At 67.4% G+C, this 17,641-nt stretch carries 8 protein-coding genes and 2 tRNA genes; 3 read left to right on the top strand and 7 right to left on the bottom strand.

Features of this window, described 5'->3' with window-relative positions; all coding sequences use genetic code 11:
• Position 1: 1 nt before the first annotated feature.
• The gene (locus AC3A3X_RS14135; RefSeq protein WP_487583654.1) at positions 2–7,474 is read right to left on the bottom strand and encodes an amino acid adenylation domain-containing protein; all 7,473 of its coding nucleotides are present in this window, start codon (positions 7,472–7,474) and stop codon (positions 2–4) included.
• 269 nt (positions 7,475–7,743) lie between these two features.
• On the opposite strand from AC3A3X_RS14135, the gene AC3A3X_RS14130 reads away from it, so the two are divergent.
• Complete coding sequence (locus AC3A3X_RS14130) at positions 7,744–8,463, top strand: J domain-containing protein (protein ID WP_487583653.1); 720 nt, start codon at positions 7,744–7,746, stop codon at positions 8,461–8,463.
• A 69-nt stretch (positions 8,464–8,532) separates the two neighbouring features.
• Here the strand turns inward: AC3A3X_RS14130 and AC3A3X_RS14125 are convergent, their stop codons facing one another.
• On the bottom strand, positions 8,533–9,927 hold the full coding sequence (locus tag AC3A3X_RS14125; protein ID WP_487583652.1) for a TIGR03013 family XrtA/PEP-CTERM system glycosyltransferase: 1,395 nt from the start codon (positions 9,925–9,927) through the stop codon (positions 8,533–8,535).
• A gap of 197 nt (positions 9,928–10,124) precedes the next feature.
• Positions 10,125–10,901: a 4'-phosphopantetheinyl transferase family protein gene (locus tag AC3A3X_RS14120; RefSeq protein ID WP_487583651.1), complete on the bottom strand. Its 777-nt coding sequence runs from the start codon at positions 10,899–10,901 to the stop codon at positions 10,125–10,127.
• Positions 10,902–11,395: 494 nt separating this feature from the next.
• Here AC3A3X_RS14120 and tviB point away from each other — a divergent pair, with 494 nt between their 5' ends.
• Both tviB and AC3A3X_RS14110 read left to right on the top strand, forming a co-directional pair.
• Positions 11,396–12,664, top strand: a complete 1,269-nt coding sequence (tviB, locus tag AC3A3X_RS14115) for a Vi polysaccharide biosynthesis UDP-N-acetylglucosamine C-6 dehydrogenase TviB (RefSeq protein ID WP_487583662.1) — start codon at positions 11,396–11,398, stop codon at positions 12,662–12,664.
• A gap of 52 nt (positions 12,665–12,716) precedes the next feature.
• Positions 12,717–13,757, top strand: a complete 1,041-nt coding sequence (locus AC3A3X_RS14110; protein WP_487583650.1) for an NAD-dependent epimerase — start codon at positions 12,717–12,719, stop codon at positions 13,755–13,757.
• A gap of 336 nt (positions 13,758–14,093) precedes the next feature.
• On the opposite strand, the gene AC3A3X_RS14105 is transcribed toward AC3A3X_RS14110, so the two are convergent.
• The 4 genes from AC3A3X_RS14105 to alaS all read right to left on the bottom strand — a co-directional run bounded on the left by AC3A3X_RS14105 (position 14,094) and on the right by alaS (position 17,577).
• Positions 14,094–14,170, bottom strand: a tRNA-Arg gene (locus AC3A3X_RS14105).
• 229 nt (positions 14,171–14,399) lie between these two features.
• A tRNA-Ser gene (locus tag AC3A3X_RS14100) sits at positions 14,400–14,492 on the bottom strand.
• A 94-nt stretch (positions 14,493–14,586) separates the two neighbouring features.
• The gene (csrA, locus tag AC3A3X_RS14095; protein ID WP_200604816.1) at positions 14,587–14,790 is read right to left on the bottom strand and encodes a carbon storage regulator CsrA; all 204 of its coding nucleotides are present in this window, start codon (positions 14,788–14,790) and stop codon (positions 14,587–14,589) included.
• A gap of 138 nt (positions 14,791–14,928) precedes the next feature.
• Complete coding sequence (gene alaS / locus AC3A3X_RS14090; protein WP_487583649.1) at positions 14,929–17,577, bottom strand: alanine--tRNA ligase; 2,649 nt, start codon at positions 17,575–17,577, stop codon at positions 14,929–14,931.
• Between the last annotated feature and the right edge of the window lie 64 nt (positions 17,578–17,641).

Raw genomic sequence — 17,641 nt, 5'->3', positions numbered from 1 at the left:
CTCATGCTCCCACTTTGCGGTACTTGCCCGGTTCGCTTTCATTGGGAACGAACCAGGCCGGGCGTCCGTCCGGCTCGCGACCCAGGCGCGCTCCGGGCACCGGCGGCCGGCTCGGATCCATCACCACCGGCGGCGGCCCGACGCGACCCGGCAGCAGCTGCGCTTCCACCAGCTCAAGGATCGATTCCTTGTACGCCTTCAGCATGGCCTGGACATCGGCGTCGCTATGGGCGGTGGTCAGGAAGCACGGGAAGTTGTCGACAATGTGGACGCCGCGGCTGCGCAGCATCGCGAACAGCAGCTCCTGCATCGGATGGTCTTCGAGGAACTGCGTGCGCCACAGCGAGGCGAACTGCTTGATGCTGATCGGCGCGCCGACTTCCTCGAGGAATGCATTGAGCTCGTCGACATAGGCAGTGGTGCGCGCGGTCAGCTGCTCCTGCAACTGCGGGCCGACTTCCTTCATGTGCTCCAGCACCGCCTTCGCCGCCGCCAGTGCCAGCGGATGGCGCACGAACGTGCCGGCGAAGTAGGTCACGCCCACGGTCGGCACCGAATCGTCACCGTACTGCCAGTGGCCACCATCGAGCGCATCCATGAACTCACGCTTGCCCGCGACGACGCCGAGTGGATAGCCGCCGCCGATGACCTTGCCGTAGGTGGCCAGGTCGGCCTTGATCCCGAACAGCGCCTGCGCGCCGGCCGGATGGCTGCGGAAACCGGTGATGACCTCGTCGAAAATCAGCGCCGCACCCGCATCGGCGGTGATCTTGCGCACTTCGCGCAGGAACTCCACCGGCTGGAAGTCGGGACGCCGGCTCTGCACCGGTTCCACCAGAACCGCGGCCAGTTCGTGCGCGCGGCTGCGGATGATCTCCAGTGATTCGGGCGTGCCGTAGTCCAGCACCAGGATGTTCTCGGCGGTATTGGCCAGGATGCCCGGCGCGGCCGGAACCGCACGCAGCTTCCTGGTGCCGCGCACGATCACTTCGTCGTTGATGCCGTGATAGGAACCGTTGAAGGACACGATGGTGCTGCGGCCGGTGATCGTGCGAGCGATGCGGATGGCACCGAGCACGGCCTCCGAGCCGGTGTTGCACAGCGCGGCGCGGTCGTGCCCGGTGAACTCGCAGATCAGCCTGGCCACTTCGCCCGACAGCGGATGCTGTGGGCCGATCTCGTAACCCAGGTCGAGCTGCTGGCGGATCGCGTCGAGCACGAAGTCCGGCTGCCAGCCGAACATGCTCATGCCGAAACCATTGGTGGCATCGATGTATTCGTTGCCGTCGATGTCGAACAGGTGCGAGCCCTTGGAACGCCCGATCACGATCTGGTAGATGATTTCCTTGAGCGCCGGACGAAAGCCGTTGACAACGCGCGGATCGGCCATGTGCGGCCGGTGCTCCTGGGTGTAGGCCTTGGACTTCGGGCTGCGTGCCAGGTAGCGCTGGGTGAACTCGGCCAGCCGCTTGCGCTGGTGGTCGTTGAAGTCCTGGCGAGCGTTGTGGATGCGCGCGATCGCACCGAAGGCCTTCTGCACGTCGTACTTGGTGTGCGCCAGGGCAGCGGCCTCGGGGTCGGCTGCCGCATCGGCAGGCGTCGCCGATGCCGTCGGCGTGATTGCTGGAGTGGCTGCAACAGCGGGCGTTGCGACCATCGCGGGTGCCGCAGGTGCGGCCACCACAGGAGCGGGCGCAACGGCGGCAACGGGCGTGCCGGCAAGCAGCGCCAGTTGCTGCTGCATCAGCTGCATCTGCTGGGCAATGAGCGCGCGCGCGAAGTCGCCCTGTGCCGCGCCGAGCAGCGACGGGGCCGGCATTGCCACCGCCGTGACCGGAACTGCCGTGGCGACTGTCAGCGCTGCAGTTGCCTGGGCGACAGGCGCCGGTGCGGCCGCAGGCGCAGGCGGCGCCTCCGCCGGCAGCTTCTCGTCCAGCATCTTCGCCAGCCGGTCCAGGCTCGAGAACTCGCCCATCAGCTGGCGGAACGTGACGCTGACGGCGAACGTCTTCTGCAACTGCGTGGCCACCTGCGTCAGCATCAGGCTGTCCAGGCCCAGCTCCATGAAGTTGGCTTCGCTGTCGGCATCGGACAGGTCGAAACCGACCACGTCCTCGAAGACATCGCGCAACCGGCCGATCAGCGCCGGCCGGCGATCGGCGACCGCGATCTGGGCGGGCGATCCGGCGTCCGCGGAAGTGGGGGACGCGACGAGATGCGGCATGGGAATCTCCAGATCCGTGGGGATGTTCAGTGCGGGATGCGGAACGACATTGGCGACCGCCGACGGCGCATCCACCCAGAAGCGTTGGCGTTCGAAGGGATAGGTCGGCAGCAGGACGCGGCGCCGGCGCTGGCGACGGTCGAAGGTGGCCGGATCGATGGCGACGCCGCGGCACCACAGCTGACCGGCGGCGTTGCGGAGGCAGGCCTCCTCGGCCTCGGGCGAATCTGCCAGCGAGGACACGGCGACGGCCGGCTGGCGCTGCACGCCGGGATGCTGGCGGGCAAGCGTGGCCAACGTGGTGCGAGGGCCAACCTCCAGCAGCACGCGCGGACGTTCGTCGACCAGGCGCTCGAGCGCGGCGGCGAAGCGGACCGCCTCGCGCAGGTGCCGCGCCCAGTAGTCGGCCGACATCGCGGTATCGGCGTCCAGCCACTGCGCGGTAGCCGTCGACATCAGCGGCACGGCCGGCGCGTTGCGCGCGACCGCGGCCACCTCGGCGAGGAACGGCGCGACCACCGCGTCCATCATCGCCGAGTGGAACGCGTGCGAGGTATGCAGGACGCGACAGGCGACGCCATCGCCTTCGAGTTCGCCCTGGAACCGTGCGATCGCCTCGTGCGGACCGGACACGACGCAGGCGCCGGGCGCATTCTCGGCCGCGAGCGACAGATCCGCGGGCAACCTGGCCTGCAGTGCGTCCAGGGCCAGGCGCACCGACATCATCGTGCCGGTGGGCTGGGCCTGCATCAGTGCGCCGCGGCGCGCGACCAGCCGCAATGCATCGGCGAGCGTGAACACGCCGGCCAGTGTCGCGGCGACGAACTCGCCGACGCTGTGGCCGACCATCGCCGCGGGCATCACGCCGTGGCTCATCCATGTCCGCGCCAGCGAGTACTCGATGGCGAACGTTGCAGGCTGCATCACCGCGGTCGGCTGCAGGTCCTGGGCATCGCCCTTGAAGACGCGTTCGCGCAGGTCGAAGCCGAGTTCGTCGCCAAGCAGCTCCGCGCACTCGTCGAACGCGGCGCGGAACGCCGGCTCACTCTCGTACAGGCTGGAACCCATGCCGGCGTACTGCGACCCCTGCCCCGGGAACATGAAGACGACTTCGCTCGAACGCGCCGGCCGGCTGCGCATCGCGGCAGCATTCAGCTCGGTGGTGCGCAGCGCCTCCGCGGCGGCGGCGGCATCGTCCGCCACCACGCAGACGCGATGGGCGAAGGCCTTGCGGCCCACGGCCAGGGTCCAGGCGACATCGGCGAGATTGGCCTGCGGGGCCGCCACGAGTTGTTCGGCAAGGCGCTCGGCCGAGCGCGCCAGCGCCGCCGGCGTGCGTGCCGACAGCACCAGCAGTTGCGGTCCCTGGGCTGGGTCCGACTCGTCGCGCGCCGGCGCTTCTTCCATCACCACGTGGGCGTTGGTGCCACCCACGCCGAACGAACTCACGCCGGCGCGCCTCGGAGCATCGCCCACAGGCCAGTCGCTGAGGCGATCGTTGACGACGAACGGCGTGGCGGCAAAGTCGATGGATGCATTGGCCTGCTGGAAGTGCAGCGACGCCGGGATGCGCTGCTCCCACAGCGACAGCGCGGTCTTGATCACGCCGGCGCCGCCCGCGGCGATGACCAGGTGGCCCACGTTGCTCTTCACCGAACCGATCCGGCAGAAACCCGTGTCCCGGGTGCCACGGCGGAACGCGCGCGTCAACCCTTCCACCTCGATCGGATCGCCGAGCGGCGTGGCGGTGCCGTGCGTCTCGACGTAGCCGATGCTGCGCGGATCGACGCCGGCATCTGCCTGCGCCATCGCGATCACGGCCGCCTGGCCCTCGCTGCTCGGTGCGGTGAAGCTGGCCTTGTGGCCGCCGTCGTTGTTGATGGCGGTGCCGCGGATCACCGCGTACACCGGGTCGCCGTCGGCAAGCGCGTCGGACAGTCGCTTGAGCAGCACCACGGTGGCACCATCGCTGAACACCGTGCCGCTGGCATCGCGATCGAAGGTGCGGGTGTGGCCGTCGCGCGACAGCATCGCGCCTTCGACGTAGCGGTAGCCACTGCGCGGCGGGCAGGTTGCCGAAGCCGCACCGGCCAGGGCCATGTCGCACTGCCCTGCACGCAGGCTGTTCACCGCCTGGCAGATCGCGACCAGCGAGGTCGAGCACGCCGTATGCGTGCTCACCGCCGGCCCGGTCAGGTTGAGCTTGTGGGCGACATGGGTGGCGATGTAGTCCTTCTCGTTGTTGACCATCACCTGGAAGTCGCCGAGCTTGGCGATCAGGTCCGGACGGTGGACGAGATGGCGCTGGAAGTAGGTGCCGTTGTTCATGCCGGCGAATACGCCGACCGGGCCCGGCGTCGCATCGGGTGCATAGCCGGCACGCTCCAGGCATTCCCAGCTCAGCTCGAGGAAGATCCGCTGCTGCGGATCCATCAGCTCGGCTTCGCGCGGGCTGATGCCGAAGAACGCGGCATCGAAGTTTTCCAGCCCTTCGATTATTCCGCGCGCGGCGACATAAGCCGGATCGCTTCGCTCTGCGGCAGTCACCGCCAGATCGAGTTCGTCGGGCTTGAAGTAGGTGATGCTGTCGCGACCTTCGCACAGGTTGCGCCAGAAGGCCTCGACGTCACCGGCACCGGGGAAGCGCCCGGCCATCGCGACGATCGCCACCGCCTCGTTGCGCGCAGCGCCGTCGCGCGTCCCGCGCCCGAAGCGCGATTCCGGGATCGCCGACTGCGCCCCGCCCTGCAACAACGCGGCCAGTCCCGCAGGCGTCGGATGGCGGAAGAAGTCGAGCGCCGACAGCGGCGCCGATGCCGACTCGGCTTCGCGCTCGCGCCGGACGCGCTCCAGCAACCGCATCGCCAGCAGCGAATTGCCGCCCAGGTCGAAGAAGTTGTCGTGCCGTCCGATCTGCTCGATGCCAAGTACCGCGGCGTAGGCTGCGCAGATCATCAGCTCGGCCGCACCGTGCGCCGGTTCGAACGCCACCGCCAGTTCCGGGCGCTCGCTGCCCGGCTCGGGCAGCGCGCGGCGGTCGAGCTTGCCATTGGGCGTGACCGGCAGCGCAGGCAGGTGGATGAAGTGCGCCGGGATCATGTGGTCCGGCAACTGCTGGCCCAGATGCGCGCGCAGCGCTTCCACGCCGAGCGCCGCATTCGCCGGCTGGGTGACGTAATAGGCGACCAGGCGCAGGTCGCCGTCGCCGTCCGGCCGCGCCAGCACGACACCGGCGGTGACCAGCGGATGTTCGGCCAGGCGCGACTCGATCTCGCCCAGTTCGATGCGGAAACCGCGGATCTTGACCTGGAAGTCGTTGCGTCCCTGATACTCGATGTTGCCGTCGGGCTGCCAGCGGCCGAGGTCGCCGGTGCGGTACATGCGCGCCTGCGGATCGTCGGCGAACGGATCGGGCAGGAAGCGCTCGGCGGTGAGTTCGTCGCGATTGAGGTAGCCGCGCCCCACCTGCACGCCGGCGATGTAGAGCTCGCCCGTCACGCCCTGCGGCACCGGCTCGAGATGCGGATCGAGCACGTACATGCGCGTATTGGCGATCGGCTTGCCGATCGGGATGCTCAGCGCGGCCTTGCCCGGCGCGCTGGTCCATGCGGTCACATCGACCGCCGCTTCGGTCGGACCGTAGAGATTGTGCAGCTCCACCCCCGGCAGGCGCTCGTGGAAGCGCTCGGCGAGTGCGACCGGCAACGCCTCGCCACTGCACATGACGCGCTTGAGTACGCCGGCACAGGTCGGCGACGCGTCATCCTCGAGGAAGGCGTGCAGCATCGACGGGACGAAATGCATCGTGGTGACGCCGTGTTCGCGGATCACCGACGCGAGGTACGCCGGGTCCTTGTGTCCTTCCGGGCGCGCCATCACCAGGCGCGCGCCGGTCAGCAGCGGCCAGAAGAACTCCCACACCGACACATCGAAACTGAAGGGCGTCTTCTGCAGGACGGTGTCGTGCGGGCCGAGCCCGTACGCGTCCTGCATCCACAGCAGGCGGTTGACGATGCCGCGGTGCTCGTTCATCGCGCCCTTGGGAAGGCCGGTCGAGCCGGAGGTGTAGATCATGTAGGCCAGGTGGCGTGCATCCAGGCCCAGTGCCTCGGCCGCGACATCGGTGTCGGCTTCGCCCGCCCATGCCGGCTGCGGCGCCGACAGGTCCAGCACCGGGCAGCGCACTTCCAGCGATTGCAGCAACGGCAGCAGGCTGGCTTGCGTCAGCAGCACCTTCGGTGCGCTGTCGCCGAGCATGTGCACCAGCCGGTCCTGCGGATAGGACGGATCCAGCGGTACGTAGGCTCCGCCCGACTTGAGGATGGCGAGCAGCCCCACCACCATCGCCCAGCCGCGCTCGATGCAGATGCCTACGCGGTCATCGGGCCGCACGCCCTGCGCACGCAGGTAGTGCGCCAGGCGATTGGCTTCACGGTTGAGTTGCACGTAGCTGAGCGTGCGATCCTCGGCCACCACCGCCGGTGCATCGGGACTGCGCTGGACCTGCGCCTCGATCAGCGAATGCAGGCTGCAGTCCTGCGGATAGGCGACCGCGGTGTCGTTCCAGCCGTCGATCAGGTGCGCGCGCTCGGCTGGCACGAGCATCGCCAGGCGGCCGACGGCCTGCCCGGGCGCCGCTGTCGCGGCGACGAACAGGTTGTGCCCGTAGCCAAGGTAGCGCTGCAGCGTCGCTTCGTCGTAGAGGGCGGCATCGCCTTCCAGTTCGAGGGTCAGCACACCGCCGGCATCGCGCATGCGAAGCGCCAGTTCGAACCCGGACAGGACGCCATCGCCATCTGCGAAACCAATCTGCCAACCGTCGGTCGATTGCCCTTCGGCTGCCGCGGTCGTCGCCAGAACCTGCTGTTCGGTGGCCTTTGCGATCAGCGCCGCGAAGGCAATGGCGGGATCCAGGTCCAGACGGACCGGCAGCACAGCGGCGCCGGACCTGCCCGCGACCGCGATCGCCATTTCGGTCTGGTTCGACAACCGATGCAGGAGAATGGCCCAGCCAGCCAGCACGGCGACTGCCAGCGACTGCCCGTGATCGTCGGCCGCAACCTGCAGCGCCGTGCGCAGCGAGTTGGGTACGAGCAGTTGCGCCTGGGCGCGTGCCTCGGAGGCTTCGCGTCCGCGCGGGCGATCGGCAGGCACCTCTACCAGCGCTGGCAGTTCCGGCGGTTCGCTTTGCGCAGTGTTCTGACGCGTATTCCGCGCGACGTCCAGCGTGCCAGCACCCGTGCTACCCATGTTCAATCCCCCGGTGTCCACTGAGGGATAACGTGCTAGCGCCGCGATGGCGGTCAGAACGTGGTTGTCGCGAATCGGCGAAACGCATTATTTGCCGCGAAAGTCGCCGGGAAGGCGGCATGCAGATTGCCGCTTGTCTGTTCCAACGCATTGGACGCGGCAAAACGGCCTTCTGCCGTGCCGCTTGCCCGGAACGTTCGCCTCTCCGTCGGCAACTATTGCGCACCCGGCCGTGGTACGCGCTAGGATGCGCCGAATAAGGGGGGGCCATGAGTCAGGACTTCTCGCTTCTGTATTTCCAGCTGGGCCTGGAACCTGGCTGCAGCCTTGAAGACCTCAAGCGTGCCTACCGGGTGCGCGTGGCCGAACTGCATCCCGATCGCCATGGCAACGGCTCCGCCACGAACGAGGGCCTCGAGGCGCTGACCGAACTGACCGCACTGTATTCCAAGGCGATCCGCTTCCATCGCATCCACGGCCGGCTGCCCGGCGCGGCGCCAAAGGCCGGCGCCGAGCACATCCCGCATACCGTGCATGCCGCGCAGCCGCACCATGCCGGACGTGGCAACCACGACGCCACGCCCGCCTCGCCACGGATGACGGCGAGCCGCGCAATCGGACGCAGCGACCCGGTTCCCAACCGCACCACGCCGACGCTGGCCATCGTCACCATCCTGGTTCTGGTCATCGTCATGCTGGCGCTGCACTGGTCCGAGTCCGGATTCGAGCAGCAGGTCGAAAACAGCCTGCACGCGCAGGAAGCCGAACAGCCTTACGACTCGCAGGAGCCGCGGCTCGAACTGGGCATGGAGGAAGGCGCGGTGTTTGCCATCCAGGGTGCGCCGGTGGTGGTCCAGGACGGCATCTGGAACTACGGCTCGTCGTGGGTGCGCTTCGAGGACGGTCACCTCGTCGACTGGAGCAGCGTTCCACCGAACCGGCTCAGGACGGCCACGCCGCGTCCGGTCAGCGAAGAAGAATCGCAGTAAGAGGCACCGCAGGCGCCCACCGCATGGAGACCGGACCTTGCACCGGCAAGGTCCGGCCCCGCCCTGCCCTCAGCGCGCCCCGCGCTGGAACAGCACCACTTCGACCGTCTGCAGCAGGATGATCAGGTCGAAGGCCAGCCCATGGTTCTTGACGTAGAACAGGTCGAACTTGAGCTTCTCCTCGGCGTCGCGCACCGAGGCGCCATACGGGTAGCGCAACTGCGCCCAGCCGGTCAGGCCCGGCTTCACGCAATGGCGCACGGCGTAGTAGCGGATCTCGCGGCTGAGCATGTCGACGAACTGCGGGCGTTCGGGCCTGGGCCCGACGATGCTCATCTCGCCGCGCAGGATGTTGAACAGCTGCGGCAGCTCGTCAAGCCGCACCATGCGGATGAAGCGTCCGACACGCGTGGTGCGGTCATCGCCGGTCTGCGCCCAGCGCGCGACTCCGTCGGTCTCGGCATCCACGCGCATGCTGCGGAACTTGATCAGCTCGAACGGGCGGCCACCCTCGCCGATCCGCGTCTGCTGGTACAGGATCGGGCCGGGCGACTCCAGGCGGATGCACAGTGCCACCAGCGCCATGAGCGGCCAGGTGACCATCAGCAGCGCGCTGGCGGCGAGCACATCGAAGAAGCGCTTGTTCATGCAGCGCGAAGTCGAATGGTCGAAGCCGCCGGAAAACACCAGCCATGACGGATCGACCAGGTTGGTGGTGACGATGCCGGCTTCGCGTTCGAAGAACGTCGACAGATCGGTCATGGTCACGCCGCGTTGCACGCAGGCCAGCATGTCGTCCATCGGCAGGCCACCACGACGCTCGTCCGGTGCGACCACGACCTCACTGATCTGCAAGCGATGCGTCAGCTCGGCCAGTCCGTCGGGCAGGGCCACCTGCAGGTTCGCAGGCACCGCGATTTCCTGTCCCGGAATCGGCACGAAACCGATCAGGGTGAAGGCGCGCCGGTCGCTGTTGCGGCGCAACCGGCTGTTGATCAGATCGGCGTTGCGGCCGGCGCCGAGCACCAGCACCCGCCGCCGGAACAACTCGCCCGCGAACACCTGCAGGATGCCCAGGCGCAGCAATCCCAGCCCTGCCATGGACAGGACCAGCGCTATCACGATCACGCCGCGGCCGATGTAGGCGGCAGGCACCAGGTAGTACAGCACCATCAGGCCGATGCCACCGATCGCGAACGACACCAGCAGCCGCAGCGCGAACTCGAAGCGGTTCAAGCGAACGTGCACTTCGTACAGGCCCAGCGCAGCCATCGAGGTGGTCACGAACAACGCCACCATGAAGGCCCTGACGGCGAGGTTCTCGGAAAATATCTCGTGGCCTTCGGGATCGTTCACGAAACGCAGCCACGCCGCGCCGGCCACCGCCGCCATCACCAGCAACAGTTCCAGCAACCAGATGAGCGTCAGCGCCCGGTTCTTGAGACTTGCCTTTCCGAAGACCATGAAACCGCACTCCCGCGGGGGGCATGCAATACCCGATCGTTGCGGGCTGCATGCGGTTGACGCACACGCTGCGTGGGGGCTCCAGGGCATCGAGTGCCGAGGGAACCGTGCATTGCGTCGAGGGGTGTGGGCCGATCTTGTCAGGATGGCAGTTGCCATCGACCCGGCCGTCGTTGCCTATCCCCCCAACGACGAACTCACGACACGTACAACGCCGGCTCGGCGACCACCCGGCCACCGACCGGTCGCAACCAGACGCCTTCGATCACCGCATCCACCGGCGCCGCCACGGCGGCGGTCCAGCGCATGCCGATCTCGAGCATCGACAGGCGCACTGGACCGGCGTTGTCGGCGGTCGATGCGGTCAACGGCAGGACCGCGCCGTCGGCAGCAACAAAACTGGTCATTTCCCTCTCCAGGCCGATGCCTTCGGCCTTGAGCAACGCTTCCTTGCGCACCCACAACGCCAACAGCTCACGTCCGAAGAGCGATTCGCGCAATCCGGCGAGCTGGCGTGCCTCGGTGGCGTGGCAGATGCTGGTCGACACCTGCGGCAGTTCGCTCGCGCGCAGCGAAGGCTCGATGTCGATGCCCACCGGCCCCATCGCGCAGACGGCGAAGGCCGCCACGCCCTCGGCATGGCTGAGGCTGGTGTGCAATGCCATTCCGGGCAGGCACGGGCATCCGCGCTCGTCGCGCGCCAGCGGCACGTCCGCCGCGGCAATGCCGAGCACGCCGGCCAGCACCATGCGGTGCAGGGCGTAGGCGATGGTCAATGCTTCGCGGTCGGCCGGCTGGCGCCGATGCAGCACGCGCGAGCGCTCGGCCGGATCGAGCAGGGTCCAGGCTTCGTCCAGCCACGACTGCCACGCCTCGATCTCGGCGAACGCAACCACGCACGAGCGTGCCCGCGAGGGCCGCAGGTCCGGCGCGTCGGGCATGGCGCCAGGCACGCCGAGTGGGCGCACGGGCACGATCAATGTCATTGGGCACGCCGCGCCGGTTGAACAACTCCTGCCATCTCTTCCCCCTGCCCGGCCTTGCGCCAGCTGCCTGTCGATCACGACTACCCTCAACGCGGGAGCGCACGCGCTCAGGCCAAGGCGACCGCAGCGGACGGTCCGGGGCGCTCGCGCGGCCGGGGCGCTTCCTGTGTGCGTCCTGTTTGGGCCCCGCCGCGCGTTATCTGCTGCGAGGCCGGATATCACCACCGTGATGTCGCCTCCCCAGGGGCCACCATGCGCGAACGCCAGCACAGCCATCCGTCCACGCTCTCGCGCGGCGTGTGCCGCGACGACGCCTGAGCACCCGGGACGTCATCGATATGGACACCACCGATTTCGAGGGAGCGCAGGTCCAGGGCCGGCACGTCCATGGCCAGGCGCGTGAAGGACGCGGCGCCGATGGTCGTGCGGCCGCGCACGGCGCAAGCGCGGCCCCTGCGACCGCGACTTCAGCGCCCACGTCGCTGCAGACCGTCAAGGTCGGCGTCGTCGGCCTGGGCTACGTCGGACTGCCGTTGGCGGTCGCGTTCGCGAAGTATTTCGACACGGTCGGCTTCGACATCAATGCCGCCCGCGTCGAAGAGTTGAGCCAGGGCCAGGACAGCACGCTGGAAGTGGAACCGGCGGAGCTGGCCGCAGCGCGCCGGTTGCGCTGCAGCTGCGATCTGTCGGAGCTGCGCGAGTGCAATGTCTACATCGTCACCGTGCCGACCCCGATCGACGCCGCCAAGCGTCCGAATCTCGGCCCGCTCGCGCGCGCCAGCGAAACCCTCGGCAAGGTGCTCAAGCACGGCGACGTGGTCGTCTACGAATCCACCGTCTACCCGGGTTGCACCGAGGAAGTGTGCGTACCGATCCTGGAGCGCTCGTCGGGGCTGGTGTTCAACCGCGACTTCTTCGTCGGCTACAGCCCGGAGCGGATCAACCCCGGCGACAAGGACCATCGCCTGACCTCGATCCTCAAGATCACCTCCGGATCGACGCCGCAGGTGGCCGACTTCGTCGACCGGCTCTACGGCTCGATCATCGAAGCCGGTACCCACAAGGCCAGTTCGCTGAAGGTCGCCGAAGCGGCCAAGGTGATCGAGAACACCCAGCGCGATCTCAACATCGCCCTGATCAACGACCTGGCGATCCTGTTCAACAAGCTCGGCATCGACACCCTGGAAGTGTTGCAGGCGGCCGGCACCAAGTGGAACTTCCTGCCGTTCCGGCCGGGCCTGGTCGGCGGCCACTGCATCGGCGTGGATCCCTACTACCTGACCCACAAGGCGCAGGAGATCGGCCACCACCCGGACGTGATCCTCGCCGGCCGCCGCACCAACGACGGCATGGGCGCCTACATCGCCAGCGAAGTCGTGCGGCTGATGGTGCGCAAGGGCATCAACCCGGTGCAGGCGCGGATCCTGATCCTGGGCCTGGCGTTCAAGGAGAACTGCCCGGACCTGCGCAACACCCGTGTGGTCGACATCGTCCACGCGTTGCGTGGCTACAACGCCAACGTCGACGTGCACGATCCCTGGGTCGAGGCCGACGAAGCCGCTGCCGAGTACGACATCACCCCGATCGATGCGCCCGCAGCGGGCGAGTACGACGCGGTGATCGTGGCCGTCGCCCACCGCCAGTTCGCCGAACTCGGCGCGCAGGGCGTGAGAGCGCTCGGCAAGCCGGTATCGGTGCTCTACGACGTCAAGTACGTGCTGCCGCGCGACGCGGTCGACGGCCGGCTGTGATGTTGCCTGCCAACGCCAACCATTCCCCACCCACTTTCGGAGATCCACTGCGATGAAGGTCCTCGTTACCGGCACGGCTGGATTCATCGGCTCGCACGTCGCATTGGAACTGCTGCGACGCGGTGACGAAGTGGTGGGGTTCGACAACCTCAACAACTACTACGACGTCGGCCTGAAGAAGGCGCGACTGGCGCGCTTCCTGAGCCATCCCCGCTACACGCACCTGCACGCCGACCTGGCCGACCGCGACGCCGTCGAAGCCGCGTTCGAGCGCCATCGTCCGCAACGGGTGGTGCACCTGGCCGCACAGGCGGGCGTGCGTTATGCCGCGGAGAACCCTCACGTCTACGTCAGCAGCAACGTCACCGGTTTCCTGCACATACTGGAGGGCTGCCGCCGCCACGGCAGCGAGCACCTGGTATTCGCCTCCACCAGTTCGGTGTACGGCGCCAACACCTCGATGCCCTTCTCCGAGCACCAGCCCAGCGAGCACCCGCTGACGCTGTACGCGGCGACCAAGAAGGCCAACGAGCAGATGGCGCACAGCTACGCGCATCTGTACGGAATCCCGAGCACTGGCCTGCGCTTCTTCACCGTCTACGGCCCGTGGGGCCGTCCGGACATGGCGCTGTTCCTGTTCACCAGGGCCATCCTCGCCGGCGAACCGGTTCCGGTGTTCAACCATGGCCGGCACAAGCGCAGCTTCACCTACATCGACGACATCGTCGCCGGCGTGGTGCGCGCACTCGACCGGATCCCGACACGAGACGATGCCTGGCGCGGCGAAACGCCGGACCCGGCCAGCAGCGGTGTCGCCCCGTACCGCCTGTACAACATCGGCAGCCGCGAAAGCGTGGAACTGCTGCGCTACATCGAAGTGCTGGAGCAATGCCTGGGACGCAAGGCGACCTTGCAGATGCTTCCGCTGCAGGCAGGCGACGTCCCGTCGACCGAAGCCGACTGCAGCGATCTCGCCCACGACATGGGCTACAGCCCGCAGTTCACCGTCGAGCAAGGCGTGGAGAACTTCGTGCGCTGGTATCGCGACTACTACCACCTCGGCGCAGCCGTGCCGGCCCGCCAGTACGCGTAATCGCGCAGTTCACCGTCATCCCGGCGAACGCCGGGATCCATTTGCCGTTGCTTGCGAAAATTGCCCTCACCCCAACCCCTCTCCCGCGTGCGGGAGAGGGGCTGATAACGCAGAGGCACCGTCGGGCTCATGCCCTTCACCCGCGTGCGGGAGAGGGGCTGATAACGCAGATGCAGCGTCCGGCTCATGCCCTTCTCCCGCGTGCGGGAGAAGGTGCCGGCAGGCGGATGAGGGCCGCCCGACTACAAAGCAAAAGGGCCGATGGTTTCCCATCGGCCGCATGTAACACAAAGCAAAAGGGCCGATGGTTTCCCATCGGCCCTTCGCTTTCTTGTGTGGCGCGCCCGGAGAGATTCGAACTCCCGACCACCAAGTTCGTAGCCTGGTGCTCTATCCAGCTGAGCTACGGGCGCTGAGTTGAAAAATTATGACGGCTCGATTTCGATTCGTCAAACATTTTTCGAACATTTTCCTGTCGATTCACTCGCTGCTGGCGAGGATCTTCAGGTCCCGCAAAACGCCCGAAGGTGTTTCGCGGTTGGCGAAATCCGCGGTTCCCCGCATCGCATGGAGCCATCCATGTCGACGCGTTCTCAGGGGTGCATTGCACTTCCTGCGGAACCCGGGCCTCGCCGGTGGAACTGGCGGAGACTGAGGGATTCGAACCCTCGATGGAGCTTTTGACCCCATACTCCCTTAGCAGGGGAGCCCCTTCGGCCTCTCGGGCAAGTCTCCGAGAAAAACTCGGAAAAGCTCCGAACCAAGACAACTCGGTTCGGCGCGGGCGCAAAGCATAACGGCTCGCCCCGCGCACGGCAAACAATTTATGTCAGCCGTCGGTGTTCTTGCCCGCATCGTCAGCGGGTTCTTCACCGCGCTGGATTCGCTGGTAGATCTCTTCGCGGTGCACAGCGACATCTTTCGGTGCAGTAATTCCGATACGCACCTGGTTGCCCTTGACGCCGAGCACGGTGACAGTCACCGAGTCGCCGATCATCAGGGTCTCACCGACGCGACGCGTCAGGATCAGCATCTAACATCTCCTATGGCCGGCAGGTCCACCGCCGGCAAATGGGCGCTCCCGGGAGCGCCTCCAGTTCTGTACACAAACGTGAACCATATTAGCGGCCGGTCAAACGTGACCGCAACCGCAGAAGGTCACATTTCTCGTTCAGCTAAGCTTGCCTTCGACCCAGCCGGCGACACCCGCCAGCGCCTGGACCAGCGCCGGGCCATCATCGCCGCCGCCCTGGGCCATGTCGGCGCGGCCGCCGCCCTTGCCATTGATCTGACTGGCCACGTGCGCCAGGAGTTCCCCGGCCTTGACCTTGCCGGCCGCGGCGCCGTTGACGCCGGCGACCAGGGCCGCCTTGCCGTCGCTGGTGCCGGCCAGCACGATCACGCTGTCGCCGAGCTGCTGCTTGAGGCGGTCGACCGCATCGCGCAGCGCCTTGGCGTCGAAACCCTCCAGCCGCGTGGCCACGACCTTGATCGCACCGACCTGCGCCGCCGAAGCGCCCAGGTCGGACGTCGCGCCGGAGGCGGCCTTGGCCTTGATCGACTCGAGCTCGCGCTCGAGCTTCTTCTGCCGGTCGAGCAGGCTGCGCAGCTTGTCGGCGACGTCGGCGGCGTTGCCGCCCAAGAGGCTGGCGGCTTCGTCGAGACGACGCTCTTCCTCGGCGACAAAGTCCAGCGCGCCCTGCCCGGTCAGTGCCTCGATGCGACGCACGCCCGCGGAGACGCCGCCCTCGGACACGATCTTGAACAGACCGATGTCGCCGGTGCGCGACACGTGCGTGCCGCCGCACAGTTCGGTCGAGGTATCGCCCATGCGCAGCACGCGCACTTCATCGCCGTACTTTTCGCCGAACAGCGCCATCGCGCCGAAATCGAGCGCTTCCTGCATGCCCATGTGGTGCACTTCGGCGGCGTGGTTGCGGCGCACTTCGGCATTCACGCGACGCTCGATCTCGGCCAGGTCGCCGGCACTGACCGGAGCGAAGTGGGCGAAGTCGAAACGCAGGCGATCGGGGGCGACCAGCGAACCCTTCTGGGTGACATGGTCGCCAAGCACGCTGCGCAGTGCGGAATGCAGCAGGTGCGTCGCCGAGTGGTTGAGCACGGTTGCAGCACGACGCACCGCATCGACGCTGGCGCTTACGCGATCGCCGCGCTTGAGCGAGCCACTGGCGAGGTTGCCGACGTGACCATGGAACTGGCCGGCGAATTTCTGCGTATCGCGCACGGCGAAGCGCGCCGCACCGGCTTCGATATCGCCGGTATCGCCCACCTGGCCGCCGCTTTCGGCGTAGAACGGCGTGCGATCGAGGATCACCACCGCGTCGTCGCCGGCGTCGATCTGGTCGACCGGGCGGCCGTCCTTGAGCAGGGCCAGCACTTCCAGGTCCTGCGCACCGAGTTCGTCGTAGCCCAGGAACCGGGTCGGCGACAGCTGCGCGGCCAGCTCGGCCGGCATCGTGGTGGCGTTGCCGAACTTGCCGGCCTCGCGCGCCTTGCGGCGCTGTTCGTCCATCGACTGGTCGAAGCCGGCCATGTCGACCGACAGGCCGCGCTCGCGCGCGATGTCGGCAGTCAGGTCGACCGGGAATCCATAGGTGTCATACAGGCGGAACGCGTCGGCACCGGGAATCACTCCGTTCGAGCGCGAAGCGACTTCGTCGAAAATGCGCATGCCCGAGTCGAGCGTTTCGGCGAAGCGCTCTTCCTCGGCCAGCAGCGCGCGCTCGACGAACTCGCGCTTGGCGGTCAGTTCCGGATAGGCATCGCCCATCACCTCGACCAGCGGCGCGACCATGCGGCTGAAGAACGGACCCTTCTGGCCCAGCATCCAGCCGTGGCGCAGGGCGCGACGGATGATCCGGCGCAGCACGTAGCCGCGGCCCTCATTGCTCGGCAGCACGCCGTCGACGATCAGGAACGAACACGCGCGGATGTGATCGGCGATCACACGCAGCGACTTGTTGCCCAGGTCGGCGGTCGAGGTGAACTCGGCGGCCTTGGCGATCAGGTGGCGGAACAGGTCGATCTCGTAATTGCCATGCACGCCCTGCAGCACGGCGGCCAGGCGCTCCAGGCCCATGCCGGTGTCGACGCACGGCGCCGGCAACGGCACCAGAGTGCCGTCGGGCTGGCGGTCGAACTGCATGAAGACCAGGTTCCAGATCTCGATGAAACGGTCGCCGTCCTCGTCCGGGGAACCCGGCGGGCCGCCGGCGATGTGGTCGCCGTGGTCGTAGAAGATTTCCGTGCACGGGCCGCAGGGACCGGTGTCGGCCATCTGCCAGAAATTGTCGGACGCATATGGCGCGCCCTTGTTGTCGCCGATGCGGATGATGCGCTCGGCCGGAATGCCCATCTTCTGGTTCCAGATGCCATAGGCCTCGTCATCGGTGTGGTAGACCGTGACCAGCAGGCGCTCGGCCGGCAGCTTCCAGACCTTGGTCAGCAGCTCCCAGGCCCACGCGATCGCGTCGTCCTTGAAGTAGTCGCCGAACGACCAGTTGCCCAGCATCTCGAAGAAGGTGTGGTGGCGGGCGGTGTAACCGACCTGGTCGAGGTCGTTGTGCTTGCCGCCGGCACGCAGGCAGCGCTGCACGTCGGCCGCGCGCACGTAGCCGGGCTTCTCGCTGCCGAGGAAGACGTTCTTGAACTGGACCATGCCCGAGTTCGTGAACAGCAACGTCGGATCGTTGGCCGGCACCAGCGGCGCCGACGGCACGATCGTGTGGCCCTTGCCACGGAAGAATTCGAGGAAATCGCTGCGGATTTCGCTGGTGCTGATGTGATGCGGGTTCTTCATGCCTGCGCGCGGAGTCTGTGACGGGACCGGCCTGGGCGGACCGGCCCATGCCCCTCACGATGGG

The organism is Lysobacter sp. Soil_N_23, assembly GCF_057656135.1.
Note: the sequence above shows the minus strand (reverse complement) of the source record. Positions and strands in the feature narration are given on the sequence as shown.